Genomic DNA, 14,428 nt, shown 5'->3' on the forward strand with positions numbered 1-14,428 from the left:
AACTATGTAAAATAAAAAATAAAAGGGAATTTGTGATGAGTCAAGCTAATAAAACGGATGTACTCATTGCAGAGGAACTTTTACTTCAAGCTAATAACTTATCTCATAAATTTGATTATGAACTTTTCAGAGATATTAATCTTTCGTTATACAAAAAAGAATCTATAGCTATTATTGGTACAAGTGGTAGTGGGAAATCTACTTTCTTAAATATTTTGTCTTCACTTTTAAAACCAACTTCTGGAAATGTTGTTTTTAAAAGTAAAGATATGTACTCAATTAAACAAAATGAACTTTTAAGAATTAGAAGAGATGACTTTGGTATAATATTTCAAGCACACTATCTTTTTAGAGGTTTTTCAGCAATTGAAAATTTGGAAATAGCTACACTATTAAGTGGTGAAAAAATAGATGAAAAACTATTAAAAGCACTTAATATTGATTATGTTATTAATCAAGGTGTGGGAGAATTAAGTGGTGGTCAACAACAAAGACTTTCAATAGCAAGAGTATTAACAAAAAAACCTAAAATTATATTTGCAGATGAACCAACTGGTAATTTAGATAAAGATACTGCAAATATTGTTATGAATACGTTATTTAATTATATAGAGAATAATAATGCAGGTTTAATTCTTGTGACCCATGAAAATGAACTTGCTATGAAATGTAATAAAGTCTATAAATTAGAAGATTTAAAATTGCAGGAGATAAAGTGAAATTATTATTAATATGTGAAACTGCAATTATTGAACATATTTTTACTTTAGTTTGTAAAAGATTGAATATAGATTTATCTATTCAAAAAACAACTACAATTACTGATAAATTTGATGTTATAGTTGTTGATCAAAATTTTATTGATGATAAATTTAATTCTTTTAAACAATTTACAAAAAAATTAGCAGCTATTAGTTCAGAGGAATTGCCTTTTGATAAATCAAGAGATTTTATTATTCCAAGACCTTTTTTACCAACTAAATTAGAATCATTATTAATCGAACAAAAAGAAATTATAAAAGAAGAGGAAGAGTATGAGAAAAATAGAAAAGTGACTACTTTTACCTCTTATGATTTAGATGAAAATGATGAAGAAGTTACTATTCCTGTAGTAAATTATATAAGTAATTTAGAAGAAGAAAATAACTCTTCTTTAGATGATGAAGATTATAATTTTGATGAGGGAGATGAAAGCATTGTATCTTTAGAAAGTTTAAATACAGGAGGAGTTTTAGACTCTTCAGAATTAACTAGAATAAATGATATTTTGAGGGAAGATTCTATTCAAAATGAAATAAATCTTGAAAAAAATGATTGGAAAGATATCTCTTCTATAATTGATGATGCCTTAGCAGAAGTAAAAGAGTATGAGTTTGACTTAAAAGAGCCAATGGTGAAACCATACAATTTAATTTTAAGTAATTTTAATATTAATGAGTTAAGACCTTTATTGGAAAAGTTAGATCAATCAATAATTGATAAACTTTCAAGTGGTGATACAGTTGATATAAGAATCAGCTTAAAGGATAAATAGTGATTGATGAAAAAAAAGGTGCAATTTTAATACTTTCAGGCCCTAGTGGTTGCGGAAAATCTACTTTATTAAAAGAAGTTTATAAAGATATTACAGATTATTATTTTTCAATTTCAACAACTACAAGAGCTCCAAGAATTGGTGAAAAAGATGGAGTTGATTATTTTTTTGTTACAAAAGAAGAATTTGAAAAAGATATAGAAAATGATGATTTTTTAGAGTATGCAAAAGTTCATGATAATTATTATGGGACTTCTTTAAAGCCTATTAAAAAAGCATTAGATGAGGGGAAATTAGTTATTTTTGATATTGATGTTCAAGGACATGAAATTGTAAGAACAAAATTAGATTCTATTGTAACATCAGTTTTTATAACAACACCTTCTTTAAAAGTTTTAGAAAGTAGATTAAATAGTAGAAATACTGATAGTAGTGAAATAATTGAAAAAAGAATAAAAAATGCAAAAGGTGAAGTTGAATATTTTCAAAATTATGATTATTTGATTATAAATGATGATTTGCAAATAGCAGCTAAACAACTTGTTTGTATTGCAAATATTGCTAGAATAAAGAGTAAACTTTTTGATAATAATAAAATAATATCAACTTGGTTAGAAAACTAACTTTTCAGTTGATATTATCATAACTTAAAGGTTTTTCGAAGTAATAACCTTGACAGAAATCTATATTTAAGTCTTTAATTTTGTTGTAAATATCTTCATTTGAAACATACTCAGCAACTGTTTTTACTTTGAATTCTTTTGAAAAATTTGCTATTGTATTTACAATAATCTCTAAATCTTTTGAACTATTTATTTTCTCAATTAATGAACCATCAATTTTTACGAAATCAATATCAAGTAGTGTTAATAGATTAAAATTCGAATATCCAGCCCCAAAGTCATCAACACCAACTATACAGTTAAACTTTCTAACTTCAGAAATAAATTTTGATACTTCATTAAAATCTGAAATCTCTTCTGATTCTAGAATTTCAAACTCTAAGAATTGACTATAATCTTTGTTTTTTTCTAAAGTTTCATAAATAAATGAAGTTGTTTCAACATTTGCAATATCATCAAAAGATATATTTACTGATACTCTTTTATTTTTATTTATGATAAGTTTAAATGCATCTTGAAGTACTATTTTTATTATATTTGGATAAAGTTTTGTTTTTTTAGCAACGTTTATAAAATTATATGGAGCTATCTCAAGACCTTCTTTAGTAACATATCTAATAAGAGCTTCATACTTATAAACTTCTTTTGTTTTTGTATTAACTATAGGCTGAAAATATGCCTGAAAAAGATTTTCTCTAAATCCAACTTTTAGTTGCTTAACCCATTTTATATTTTCTTCAAAAGATTGTTGTATTTTAAATGATTCGTTATAAATCATAATTCTTTGAAGTTTAGTTCTTGCATAGTTTATTACTCTTTGAGAGTATTTAAAGGCTCTTGAACCATCTCCTTGAGCAATTCCTATTGTAATATTTATATCTATTTCATCTTCATCTATCAATAAAGACTCTTTTTCTATTTTATCTGCAAAACTTTTACATAAATCGTAGAATTTATCTATATCTTGATTTTTCATTTTTGCAACAATTGCAAATTTATCGGCTTCAATTCTATAAACTAAATACTCTTCTTCATCAAAATAATCTTTTAATTTTCTAGCCAATTCAAAAAGAATTGTATCTCCGATATTTTCTCCAAACAAATCATTTATAGTAGAAAATTCATCAATATCTAACAATGCCATTAAATCAATATTTGTTTCATCTAAATCTTTTTTTAGTTTATTTCTATTTGGTAAGTTTGTTAATTTATCAGTATATAAATCTTTTAATTCATGATAAATAAGAGATTGAGACATAACTTGTAAAAGTTTTGCTATATCTATAGGTTTTAAAACATATTTATCAACACCAATATCAATAGCTTCAAGTAAATACTCTTTATTTGAAAAAGCTGTTGCCACTATTATTGGAATATTTATATTGATTTTTTTTATCTCTTTTACCATATCCAATCCATTTAAAATTGGCATATTAACATCGGTGATGATTAAATCAATCTCTTTTTCATGTTTTTTAAAAAGCTCTAGTCCTTCTTGACCATTTTGAGCTACATATTGCTTTTTGGTGAATCCCTTTAAAATTTGATGGGTAACTTCTCTTAAGTCTTTCTCATCTTCAGCATATAAAATAGTTATATTTTTTAGTATCGAAATGTTATTTATCATTATTAAGAGTCTCTCCAAAATTATTAAGATATAATATCATAAATAACTTAATATCTAAGCTATAAACTGAGCCTTAGATACTTTTTTCTAGTAGGAGTCTTTTTGTCTAAAATCAAATGTAATCATTGTCATTTAGAATTTGAAGAAAATATAATGATAAAAGAAAATGATTTAAATTTTTGTTGTAAGGGGTGTCAAGGTGTTTATCATCTTCTAAAAAATGATGGGTTGGACTCTTTTTATGAAAAACTAGGAAATAAAACAATTGCTCCTCCTATTGAATTAAATAATGATGATATTTCAAAATTTGATTCTTTAAATTTTTTAGACAATTATGTAAGTGCTACAAATGAAGGATTTTCTCAGATTGATTTAATTATTGAAGGAATTCATTGTGCTGCTTGTATTTGGTTGAATGAAAAGATTCTTTATGATACAAAAGGAATAGTTGAAGCAAATATCAATTTTACAACAAATAAAGCACGAATTATTTGGGATGATGAAAAACTAAAACTTTCAGAAATTATTTTAAAAATCAGGTCGATTGGATACAATGCTTATGCTTATGATTCAAGTGTAGCTGATGTACAAGCATCAAAAGCAAAAAGAGATTATTTTATTCGCATGATGGTAGCTGTTGTTTGTAGTATGAATATCATGATGTTAAGTGTTGCTAAATATACTGGGTTTTTTACTGGAATTTCTAAAGAAGTAAAAGATATGATTCACATAGGTGAATTTTTACTTTCAACTCCAGTTTTATTTTATAGTGGATGGATATTTTTTAAAGGTGCTTATTATGGTTTAAAAAATCGTATGATAAATATGGATTTTTTAGTTGCCACGGGAGCTACTTCTACTTATATTTATTCATTATTTATTCTTTTTGGTGCAAAAGGAGAAAGTTATTTTGATTCAGTATCCATGATTATTACTTTTGTTTTGGTTGGAAAATATTTAGAAGTAATAGGAAAAAAATCAGCTATCGATACTTTGGATAAAATAAAATCAACCCTACCTTTAGAAGCAGTTGTAATAAAAGATAATCAAAGAAAAGTAGTAGCTTTAAATAGTTTAAATATTGGTGACATTATTGAAATAAAAGCAGGAGAAAAAGTACCAGTTGATGGTAAGATAGTTTTTGGTTCAGGTTCTTTTGATGAATCTACTTTAACAGGTGAATCTATACCTATATATAAAAAAGTTAATGATACAGTTTATAGTGGAACTATAAATATTGATTCTTTAGTTCAATTTGAAGTTACAAAAAGTTTTAAAAATTCTACTTTTTCTTCTATAGTAGCTTTACTTGAAGATTCTTTAAATTCAAAACCTGCAATTCAAACAAAAGCTGCTGAAATTTCAAAAGGTTTTAGTATCACAATTTTGAGTTTAGCTTTTGCAACTTTTGTTGTTTGGTATTTTTTTGGTTTAGATTTAGGATTTGATTATGAAGGAACAGATACTTTTGAAAGGTCATTTATTGTTGCTGTTTCTGTTGTAGTAATAGCTTGTCCTTGTGCTTTAGCGCTTGCAACTCCAATGGCAAGTTTGATAGGAATATCAGAGCTTGCTAAAAAGGGATTACTTTTCAAAGAAGCTAAGTTTATCGAAACTTTAGCTTCAGCTAATTGTGTGGTATTTGATAAAACAGGAACTTTAACAAAAGGTGAATTAAGTGTAGTTAAAGCTAGATTTTTGGATGAAAATATCTATAAAATACAACTTTTATATTCATTGTTAAATGCTTCAAAACATCCTGTTAGTATTTCTATAAAAAAATATTTAGAATCAAAATATGAAAATCTTGAAATAAAAAATCTTCAAAATGTAAAAAATATAGAAGCAAAAGGAATGAGTGCTATTTATAAAAATATAGAAGATAAAGAGTTTGAAATAATTGGTGGAAATGTTGAGTTATTAAGGGAATTTGAAATAAATTATAAATTTGATTCTTCAAAAACAGTTTATTTGTTTGCTATAAATAAAAAAGTAATTGCAACTTTTGAACTTGAAGATAAAATAAAAGATGATGCAAAAGAGATTATAGAATACCTTCAAAATAAAAATATTGATGTTGTTATGTTAACAGGTGATAATGAGCAAGTTGCTTCAAAAATTGCAAAAGAGTTAAATATTAAAAAATATTTTGCTAAACAAACACCTGTTTCAAAAGCAAATTTTATAAAAGAATTAAAAAAAGAGAATAAAATAGTTGTAATGGTTGGTGATGGAGTAAATGATAGTGTAGCTTTGACTAATTCAGATGTTGCTGTTGCCATGGGAAGTTCAGCTGATATTTCACTTGCTGTTTCTGATATTGTTTTATTAAATTCAACATTAAAATCATTAAAAGAGGCATTTGAAATCTCTAATAAAACATATAAATATATAAAACAAAACTTATCTTTATCAATAATATACAATATAGTTACAATTCCCCTTGCTATGGCTGGATATGTTATTCCATTAATTGCAGCTCTTTCGATGAGTTTAAGTTCTTTAATGGTTGTATTAAATTCACTTAGAATAAAAATGAAATAAGATTTTAAAAATTGAAAATGAGGATAAAAAATGATAAATGACACACTTTTTTTTATGTTGATTGTAGGAATAATAATCTCAGCAGGACTTTTACTTTTATTTATTTGGGCTGCAAGAAGTGGTCAGTTTGATGATGCAAATAAAATGTTAAATAATCCTTTGTATGATAGTGTTGAAGATTTAAATGATGCTATTAAAAAAGAGAAAAATTTAAAAGAAGTAAAAGAAGAGAAATTAAATAGTGAAAAAGAAAAAATAAAAGAAGAAGTTAGTCAAAAACTTGACTAACTTCTAAAAAATTACTTCATTGCAGCAATTTGTTTTGCTAAATCAGCGATATCAGCATCACTTAATTTTGCAACTTGACCTTTCATAACAGCACCCATACCGTGAACATTTAAAGTTCCAGCTTTATAACCATTTAAAGATGCGATAGTTTTAGCTTCGTCCCAACCTGTGATAATTTCAGATTTTCCTAATGCTTTTTTTTCTCCGTTCGCACCATGACATGTTGCACAAGCTGCAAAAGAAGCAGCACTTAAAGAAGCAGCAGCCGCTGCAGCGATGATTGTACTTAATACGATTTTTTTCATTTTATTCTCCTTGATTTTAAGCGAAATATTTTAGCTTTTTTTTCTTTTTTTATGCTTAATATATTAGCTTTTTTTTGTAATAAACAGTATAAGTTTTACCTATTATTGTATAAAAAAAGTGAATTACTTATAAAGTCTGTATAGAGGTTATTTAAAGCAATTTTTTAATACTATATTAACTTTAAAAAAAAGGCAAATTTTGAAAGAAGAGATAGTTTTAAATATTAATAATTTAACATTTTATTATAAAAAGGAAAATCCTATATATAAGGATTTTTCTTTAGAGTTAAAAAAAGGTGAATTAGTAACTATATTTGGGAAAAGTGGAACAGGTAAAACTACACTTTTTGAGTTAATTATAGGTAGTTTAAAACCAATAAATGGAACAATACAAAAATCTAAAATAGCTATGATTTTTCAAGATCCATTTAACTCTTTTCACCCCACATACTCTATAATTGAACAAATAAAAGATGTTGTAAATAGTAATTTTGATGATGAACTACCAGAACTTTTAGAGAAATTGAGTTTAAAAGAAGAGTTGCTTTATAAAAAAACATATCAGCTAAGTGGAGGGCAACTTCAAAGATGTTCTATTTTAAGAGCAATTTTGATGAAACCAGATTTACTTTTAGTTGATGAACCAACGTCAGCTTTAGATAATATTATAGCTTATGATGTGATGAAACTGTTGGTATCTTTTTTAAAAAATAGTGCTATTTTACTTATTACCCATGACTTTGATATGGCTTCATGGTGTAGCGATAAAATTATAAGGTTAGAAGAAAATGCAAAAAAATAAAAAGGCTTTAGTTCTATTAAATATGGGTGGAGCTAGAAATAAAGATGAATTAAAAATGTTTTTAACAAATATGTTTAATGATGAAAATATTTTAACTATAAATATGGATTTTTTAAGAAGTATAATTGCAAATTTCATAGTTAAAAAAAGACTTGATAGTGCTTGGGAAAATTATGAAAAAATTGGAAATGCTTCACCAATTAATCCATTAACAGAAAAATTAGTAAATAAATGTAATGAAAAAATTGAAGAGTTTAAAACATATCAAGCTATGCGTTATACTCCTCCATTTGCAAATGAAGTTTTAGAACAAATTAAAAAAGATGGAATAAGTGAGATTTTACTACTTCCTTTATATCCACAATTTTCAACAACTACTACAAAATCGTCAGTTCAAGATTTTATAGGAAATATTCCATATGAGGGATTTACTGTAAAATATATTGAAGAGTTTTATAAAAATGATAAATTTAATGATTGTATTGTAGATGAAATAATTAGAAATATTGATGATGAAAAAGAGTATAATCTAGTATTTTCAGCACATGGATTACCACAAAAAATTGTTAAAAAAGGTGATCCATATGAAGAACAGATGAATGAACATGTGGAAATTTTATCAAAAAAACTAGATGAAAAGAAAATAAAATTTAAATCAATAAACTTAGCATATCAATCAAAAGTTGGACCTATGAAATGGCTTGAACCATCACTTGAAGATATGTTAAAGAATTTTAAAGATGAAAATGTAATTATTTATCCAATTTCATTTATAGTTGATAACTCTGAAACAGATTTTGAACTTGATATTGAATATAGAGAAATAGCACATGAATTAGGAATAAAAGAGTATAAAGTTTGTCGTTGTGTAAATGATAGTGATGGATTTATTGAAGCTATAAAGGATATTATAAAGTAATTGGAAAATTTTATGAAGAATCAAATTTTATTAGAAATAGCTAAAAAATCAATAAAAAGAAAATTTGATTCAAATATAAAAATAGATAAAGATGAACTTCTAAAAGATTTTCCCAAACTTAAAGAAATTGGTGCAACTTTTGTAACTTTAAAATTAAATAATGAATTAAGAGGTTGTATAGGAACTTTAAATGCCAAAGTTTCAATACTTGAAGATTTAATATCAAATGCCTATGGGGCGGCTTTTGAAGACCCAAGATTTTATGAATTGACAAAAGAAGAGTTTGAAAAAACAGATATTGAAATTTCTATTTTATCTTCACCTGTACAGATACAGTATACAGACATAGAAGATTTAAAATCAAAAATAAAACCAAATATTCATGGGGTGATTTTACAAAAAGATGGAAGAAGAAGTACATTTTTACCACAAGTTTGGGAACAACTTCCAATTTTTGAAGAGTTTTTTTCTCATCTTTGTTATAAAGGAAGTTTTGAAGAAAATTGTTTGGAGTTTAATCCTCAAATCTTTATTTATGAAGTTAAGAAAATAAAATGAGTTTTAAAAGTATTAGAAAAAGTGTAGTTAGCGGAAGTTTTTATCCCCATAAAAAAGAAGAGATTTTAAAATATATAAATCATTTTAATAATTTTGAAACAAATGTTGAAACTTTTGAAGATATAAAAGCTATTATTGTTCCTCACGCTGGATATATTTATAGTGGATTTACTGCAAATTTAGCTTACAAATTAGTTTCATCTTTAAAAAAAGATATAAAGAGAGTTGTTGTAATTGGTCCATCACATAGAGTTTATCTAAAAGGTGCAAGTGTTGCAATATATGATGAATTTGAAACTCCATTTGGAAATCTAAAAATTGATAAAGAGTTTTCTCAAAAATTTATAGATAAATATGATTTTTTAGAGTTTAATGTTGAGTGTGAATTTGAGCATTCAACCGAAACTCAAGCTCCATTTATAAAATATTATTTTGCTGATGTTGAATTAGTTGAGGTAGTTTATGGAGAAATTGATTATAAAGATTTATCAAAAGTTATTGATGAGGTTTTAAAAGATAAGTCTAATTTTGTAGTAATTAGCACAGATTTAAGTCATTTTTATACCCTTGAAGAAGCGCAAAAACTTGATAATATCTGTTTAGAAGCAATAGATAAAAAAGATTTAAAACTTTTTGATTATTGTGAAGCTTGTGGAAAAATAGGAGTTAAAGAAATAATTAATTGGGCAATAAAAAATAATTTTGATACAAAAGTATTAAATTATTGTACAAGTGCCGATGTAACAAAAGATAAAAGTAGGGTTGTTGGATATACATCAGCTCTCATAGGAAGATAAATGTTTACAGTTAAAAAAATTATTTCAGCTTTTTTGTTGCCAATTCCTATTGGAATTTTTTTACTTTTTATGGCTTTTATTTATTTGATGTTTAATTCATATAAAAAAGCAAAAATATTTTTGTTTTTAGGTTTATCTTGGTTTGTACTTTTATCATTTCAACCAATTTCAAATGCTATTTTAGCTCCACTTGAAAATTCCCATAAAGCTTTGATTGAAACGCCAAAGGTAAATTATATTTTAGTTTTAGGAAGCGGTCATAAGAGTGATGAGAATTTAAGTATAACTTCACAGATAAAAATGGTAGCTATAAACAGGCTTGTTGAGGGAATAAGGCATTATAAAAATCTTGAAAATGTAAAATTAATAGTTTCAGGATATAGTTTTAGTGATAAAAACTCTCATGCTTTTATGCAAGAAAAACTAGCTATTTCTTTGGGTGTAAATCCAAATGACATTATAAGGCTTGATTCCCCACGAGATACGAAAGAAGAAGCAATTGAAGCTAAAAAAATAGTTGGAAATAATGAGCTTATTTTAGTAACTTCAGCTTCTCATATGAAACGCTCTGTTTTACTTTTTGAAAAAGAGGGCTTAAATGTAATAGCAAGTCCAACAAATCATCTAGCTTATAAAGATGATTCTTATAGTGCTTACTTTTCAGCTAAAAATATTAGAAAAGTTGAAATGGCAATACATGAATATCTAGGATTATTGTACTCATTTTTAAGAAAAGAGATTTGATATAAAATTAATCCAATATCTGATAATATTGCAACAAAGTTGCAAATAAAGGTTTTTAGTGGAATTAATAACTATAAGTAATCTATCTTATAAATATCATAAAACAGAAGTATTAGAAAATATAAATTTAAAGATAAATAACGATGATTTTTTAGCAATAATTGGTCCAAATGGTGGAGGAAAATCTACTTTATTGAAACTAATTTTAGGATTGCTAACTACACAAGATGGAAATATAGAAAAAAAAATAAAAAATAATCAAGTGGGATATGTACCTCAAAATACAAATTTAAATATAGATTTTCCTATTACTGCTTTAGAAATAGTTTTAATGGGACATATAAGTTCAAAAAAAAGGTTGTTTGGATATTCAAAGGAAGATATAGCTTGTGCCATGGCTTCTTTAAAACAAGTGGGAATGAAAGAGTTTGCAAATAGGAAAGTTGGTGATTTAAGTGGAGGTCAAAGGCAAAGGGTTTTTATAGCACGAGCTTTATGTTCAAATCCAAAAGTTATGTTACTTGATGAACCAACTGCAAGCATTGATGTAAAAGGTCAAAGGGAGATTTATGAGTTATTAAAAGAGCTTAATAAATCTATTTGCATAGTGGTTGTTAGTCATGATATTTCAGTTTTATTAAACTATGCAAAAAATGTTGCCCATATAAATAAAAACTTAGTTTATCACTCTTTAGAAAATATAGAAAAAAATATAAATACACAAAATGATCATTTATGCGAAGTAGAACTTTTATCAGCTTTAGGTAAATCTCATGTTTGTTGTGATCATACTCATTAAGGTTAAGAATGTTAGAAGTTTTACAATATAATTTTATTCAAAATGCTTTAATAGCAGGAGTATTAATCTCAATAGCAGCAGGAATTATAGGAAGTTTAGTAGTTGTAAACAAGATTACATTTTTAACAGGTGGAATTGCACATAGCTCTTATGGAGGAATTGGTCTTGCTATTTATTTAGGAATTCCTGTACTTTTTGGAGCAACAGTGTTTGCTGTTATAACTGCAATTATAATTGCAATAATAACTTTAAAAAATAGAACACGAATAGATGCAATTATAGGTATGATGTGGGCAAGTGGAATGGCTATTGGTATTATCTTTGTGGATTTAACACCTGGATATAATGTGGATTTAATGTCATATTTATTTGGAAGTATAGTTGCTGTTTCAAATGAAGATATTTATTATATGACTATTTTAGATATATTTATTATAGGAATAGTTGTTTATTTTTATAAAGAGATTTTAGCAGTCTCTTATGATAGTGAATTTGCAAGTTTACGTGGAATAAATGTAAAGTTTTTTTATACTTTGATTTTAATTTTAGCAGCTTTATGTGTAGTTGCTGCAATTAAAGCTGTGGGATTAATCCTTGTAATTGCACTTTTAACAATACCTACATATCTTGCGGAAACTTTTGCTTCAAAACTTTCAAGTATGATGATAATAAGTTCTATTTTAGCTACAATTTTTACTATTTTAGGACTTGTTGTTTCATATCTTTATGATATTAGCTCGGGTGCGAGTATTATTATGGTTGCTGTTTTGGTTTTGGCTGTTGTAAAAGTTCTAAAAATGAAAAAATAATTTTTTATTAGTATTTAGTTATAATAAAATTTAGAATTAATTTTATTTTATATTCAAATATATTTTAAGGGGCTTTATTGTTAAAAAATATTTCTATGAGTTTAGGATTTTTATTTCTTGGTTATGTTGTAATCACTTATGAAAATTTTACTGTACTTTTAAGTGGAATTGCTATTTTTATTATTGGTATGTTCTTTATGCAAGATGGTTTTAAACAACTATCCGGAGGTCTTTTAGAAAGACTTTTACAAAAGTTTACTTATAATAGTTTTTATGCAATTGCAACTGGTCTTGTAGCAACTTCAATAGTTCAAAGTTCAACAATAACAACACTTCTTACTATATCTTTTGTAGGTGCTGAATTAATTACTTTAGTTCAAGGAATTGGAGTAATATTTGGATCAAACCTTGGAAGTACAACAACAGCTTGGATAGTTTCAAGTTTAGGAGTTGATGTTAAAATCTCAGCTTATGCATTTCCTATGCTTGTATTTGGTGTAATTTTAAGATTTTTTAAAACAAACTCATTTAAAGGAACAGGAAATGTTCTTTTAGGACTTGGTTTTATCTTCTTAGGAATAGCATATATGAAAGATGGATTTGATGTAATTAAAGATCAAATTGATTTAACTTCATATGCTGTGGATGGATATACGGGAATTTTATTATATATTTTAATAGGTCTTTTAGTAACAATTGTTATTCAATCAAGTGCAGCAACTTTAGCAATTGTAATTACAGCTTTAAATGCAGATAGTATTTCATATATAAATGCTTTATCTTTGGCAATTGGAGCAAATCTAGGTACTGTTTTAACAGCAGTTGTTGCATCTTTTACTTCAACTCAAGATGCAAAAAGAGTAGCTGGTTCTCATGTTATTTTTAACTTTGTAACAGCTTCTATTATTACTATTTTTATCTACCAATTTAAAGATTTTGTTGATTTAATTGCTCCATATTTTGGAATTAGTGACGATAATTATGGAATGAAATTAGCTTTATTTCATACTATATTTAGTTTAGTAGGTATTTTAGTTTTATCACCTTTTATTTTTAGTATTGCAAAATTTCTGGAGAGAATTCTTCCTCAAAGAATTTCATCTGCTTCAAAACCAAAATTTTTAACTCCTATTGTTTTAGAAAACCCTGATGCTTCTTTGGTATCTATCAAAAAAGAGATAATTAATCTTTATGAAAATTGTCAAAAAGCTATACTTCACGCTCTAAGTCTTCATACAACTGGGCTTAATAAAGAGACTTTAGCTGTTCAACTAAATAAAGATTTTACTATAATTGATACAAATATAGATGAGATTTATCAAACAAACTTGAAATCTTTATATAGTGAAATTATAAAATATTCATCACTTGCTCAAACAAATATGTTTGATTTCCAGCAAAAAGAAGCAGGAGAACTCAAACGTGCAGCATCTTTGATAGTTGAAGTTTTAAAAGATACAAGAGATATTCAAAAAAATTTAAATTTTTATTTAAAAAGTAGAAATCATTTTATTAAAGAAGAATACAATATTCTAAGAAAAGAGCTTGCTGAGATTTTAATAGATATTGATACTCTTAAATCTTTGGAAGATGATGCTGAACAATTAACTCAGTTTGAAATTATAAAATCTGAATTAGCACAAAATGATTTATCAAGTAGCGAAGAAATAGATACACTTATTAGAGAAGATAAAATTAAATCAACAATGGCAACTTCATATATGAATGATAGTGCAACTGGTTATTCTATTCAGAAAAAACTTGTTGAAGTTGCTAGTATATTATTTTTAAATAGTGAACTTATCAAAAAAATTAGTGAGGTAAAAAATGAAACTAAATAAAGTTGTAGATAAGGTAAAAAGATATATAAAAAAAGACAAATTAAGTAATTCTCAAGAAGAGAAAATAAAAGAGATAGTTGAAAATTTGAAGATAGGAAAAGAGAAGATAAAACTTGAAATGAGCGAACTTAAAGAATATGATTTAAAAAAAAATATAGAACTTGAAAAGAAGTTGAAAGCTATTAATATTCTTATTAAAAAAAGTAAATCTTTAGTATCTAAATCTTAAAGAAATAAA

The 14,428-nt window shown here is 25.8% G+C and carries 16 protein-coding genes; 14 read left to right on the top strand and 2 right to left on the bottom strand.

The genetic code is table 11. From position 1 onward, the window contains the following. Positions 1 to 35: 35 nt before the first annotated feature. From AAQM_RS02875 to gmk, 3 genes are read left to right on the top strand one after another with little or no spacing between them, the layout of a single operon-like run. Positions 36 to 719, top strand: a complete 684-nt coding sequence (locus tag AAQM_RS02875; RefSeq protein ID WP_129096128.1) for an ABC transporter ATP-binding protein — start codon at positions 36 to 38, stop codon at positions 717 to 719. Beyond that, a complete protein-coding gene (locus AAQM_RS02880; protein ID WP_129096129.1) occupies positions 716 to 1,534 on the top strand; it encodes a hypothetical protein in 819 nt (272 codons plus the stop codon). The genes AAQM_RS02875 and AAQM_RS02880 overlap by 4 nt, the downstream gene beginning before the upstream one ends. Positions 1,535 to 1,536: 2 nt before the next feature. Then, positions 1,537 to 2,157 carry a guanylate kinase gene (gene gmk, locus AAQM_RS02885; protein WP_129096149.1) on the top strand — a complete coding sequence of 207 codons (621 nt, stop codon included), beginning with the start codon at positions 1,537 to 1,539 and terminating at the stop codon, positions 2,155 to 2,157. A gap of 4 nt (positions 2,158 to 2,161) precedes the next feature. Here the strand turns inward: gmk and AAQM_RS02890 are convergent, their stop codons facing one another. After that, positions 2,162 to 3,784, bottom strand: coding sequence for an EAL domain-containing response regulator (locus AAQM_RS02890; protein WP_129096130.1), 1,623 nt, complete (start codon positions 3,782 to 3,784; stop codon positions 2,162 to 2,164). Between the two features lie 102 nt (positions 3,785 to 3,886). On the opposite strand from AAQM_RS02890, the gene AAQM_RS02895 reads away from it, so the two are divergent. Further along, positions 3,887 to 6,328, top strand: a complete 2,442-nt coding sequence (locus tag AAQM_RS02895; protein WP_129096131.1) for a heavy metal translocating P-type ATPase — start codon at positions 3,887 to 3,889, stop codon at positions 6,326 to 6,328. A 30-nt stretch (positions 6,329 to 6,358) separates the two neighbouring features. Further along, positions 6,359 to 6,616, top strand: coding sequence for a cbb3-type cytochrome oxidase assembly protein CcoS (gene ccoS / locus AAQM_RS02900; RefSeq protein ID WP_129096132.1), 258 nt, complete (start codon positions 6,359 to 6,361; stop codon positions 6,614 to 6,616). A gap of 11 nt (positions 6,617 to 6,627) precedes the next feature. Here ccoS and AAQM_RS02905 read toward each other — a convergent pair whose 3' ends face one another. After that, entirely contained in the window at positions 6,628 to 6,921 is a 294-nt protein-coding gene (locus AAQM_RS02905; protein ID WP_128985489.1) for a c-type cytochrome, read from the bottom strand. Between the two features lie 199 nt (positions 6,922 to 7,120). Here AAQM_RS02905 and AAQM_RS02910 point away from each other — a divergent pair, with 199 nt between their 5' ends. The 9 genes from AAQM_RS02910 to AAQM_RS02950 all read left to right on the top strand — a co-directional run bounded on the left by AAQM_RS02910 (position 7,121) and on the right by AAQM_RS02950 (position 14,419). Next, positions 7,121 to 7,723, top strand: a complete 603-nt coding sequence (locus AAQM_RS02910; protein ID WP_129096133.1) for an ATP-binding cassette domain-containing protein — start codon at positions 7,121 to 7,123, stop codon at positions 7,721 to 7,723. Beyond that, on the top strand, positions 7,710 to 8,642 hold the full coding sequence (gene hemH, locus AAQM_RS02915) for a ferrochelatase (RefSeq protein WP_129096134.1): 933 nt from the start codon (positions 7,710 to 7,712) through the stop codon (positions 8,640 to 8,642). The genes AAQM_RS02910 and hemH overlap by 14 nt, the downstream gene beginning before the upstream one ends. Before the next feature lie 12 nt (positions 8,643 to 8,654). Continuing rightward, positions 8,655 to 9,200 carry an AmmeMemoRadiSam system protein A gene (gene amrA / locus AAQM_RS02920; protein ID WP_129096135.1) on the top strand — a complete coding sequence of 182 codons (546 nt, stop codon included), beginning with the start codon at positions 8,655 to 8,657 and terminating at the stop codon, positions 9,198 to 9,200. Further along, positions 9,197 to 9,997, top strand: a complete 801-nt coding sequence (gene amrB, locus AAQM_RS02925) for an AmmeMemoRadiSam system protein B (RefSeq protein ID WP_129096136.1) — start codon at positions 9,197 to 9,199, stop codon at positions 9,995 to 9,997. The genes amrA and amrB overlap by 4 nt, the downstream gene beginning before the upstream one ends. Beyond that, positions 9,998 to 10,741, top strand: coding sequence for an ElyC/SanA/YdcF family protein (locus AAQM_RS02930; protein ID WP_129096137.1), 744 nt, complete (start codon positions 9,998 to 10,000; stop codon positions 10,739 to 10,741). Positions 10,742 to 10,799: 58 nt separating this feature from the next. Continuing rightward, positions 10,800 to 11,540, top strand: coding sequence for a metal ABC transporter ATP-binding protein (locus AAQM_RS02935; protein ID WP_129096138.1), 741 nt, complete (start codon positions 10,800 to 10,802; stop codon positions 11,538 to 11,540). 8 nt (positions 11,541 to 11,548) lie between these two features. Beyond that, on the top strand, positions 11,549 to 12,349 hold the full coding sequence (locus AAQM_RS02940; protein ID WP_129096139.1) for a metal ABC transporter permease: 801 nt from the start codon (positions 11,549 to 11,551) through the stop codon (positions 12,347 to 12,349). A 77-nt stretch (positions 12,350 to 12,426) separates the two neighbouring features. Then, positions 12,427 to 14,190: a Na/Pi cotransporter family protein gene (locus AAQM_RS02945; protein ID WP_129096140.1), complete on the top strand. Its 1,764-nt coding sequence runs from the start codon at positions 12,427 to 12,429 to the stop codon at positions 14,188 to 14,190. Then, positions 14,177 to 14,419: a hypothetical protein gene (locus tag AAQM_RS02950; protein ID WP_129096141.1), complete on the top strand. Its 243-nt coding sequence runs from the start codon at positions 14,177 to 14,179 to the stop codon at positions 14,417 to 14,419. The genes AAQM_RS02945 and AAQM_RS02950 overlap by 14 nt, the downstream gene beginning before the upstream one ends. Positions 14,420 to 14,428 lie beyond the last annotated feature (9 nt).

This window comes from Arcobacter aquimarinus, assembly GCF_013177635.1.
Lineage (GTDB): Bacteria > Campylobacterota > Campylobacteria > Campylobacterales > Arcobacteraceae > Aliarcobacter > Aliarcobacter aquimarinus.

What these genes read in the sequence shown, in the direction of transcription:
- amrA (WP_129096135.1), top strand. Translation starts at nt 8,655, where the DNA reads ATGAAGAATCAAATTTTATTAGAAATAGCTAAAAAATCAATAAAAAGA.
- AAQM_RS02905 (WP_128985489.1), bottom strand. Translation starts at nt 6,921, where the DNA reads ATGAAAAAAATCGTATTAAGTACAATCATCGCTGCAGCGGCTGCTGCT.
- hemH (WP_129096134.1), top strand. Translation starts at nt 7,710, where the DNA reads ATGCAAAAAAATAAAAAGGCTTTAGTTCTATTAAATATGGGTGGAGCT.
- AAQM_RS02890 (WP_129096130.1), bottom strand. Translation starts at nt 3,784, where the DNA reads ATGATAAATAACATTTCGATACTAAAAAATATAACTATTTTATATGCT.
- AAQM_RS02930 (WP_129096137.1), top strand. Translation starts at nt 9,998, where the DNA reads ATGTTTACAGTTAAAAAAATTATTTCAGCTTTTTTGTTGCCAATTCCT.
- amrB (WP_129096136.1), top strand. Translation starts at nt 9,197, where the DNA reads ATGAGTTTTAAAAGTATTAGAAAAAGTGTAGTTAGCGGAAGTTTTTAT.
- AAQM_RS02950 (WP_129096141.1), top strand. Translation starts at nt 14,177, where the DNA reads ATGAAACTAAATAAAGTTGTAGATAAGGTAAAAAGATATATAAAAAAA.
- AAQM_RS02940 (WP_129096139.1), top strand. Translation starts at nt 11,549, where the DNA reads ATGTTAGAAGTTTTACAATATAATTTTATTCAAAATGCTTTAATAGCA.
- ccoS (WP_129096132.1), top strand. Translation starts at nt 6,359, where the DNA reads ATGATAAATGACACACTTTTTTTTATGTTGATTGTAGGAATAATAATC.
- AAQM_RS02875 (WP_129096128.1), top strand. Translation starts at nt 36, where the DNA reads ATGAGTCAAGCTAATAAAACGGATGTACTCATTGCAGAGGAACTTTTA.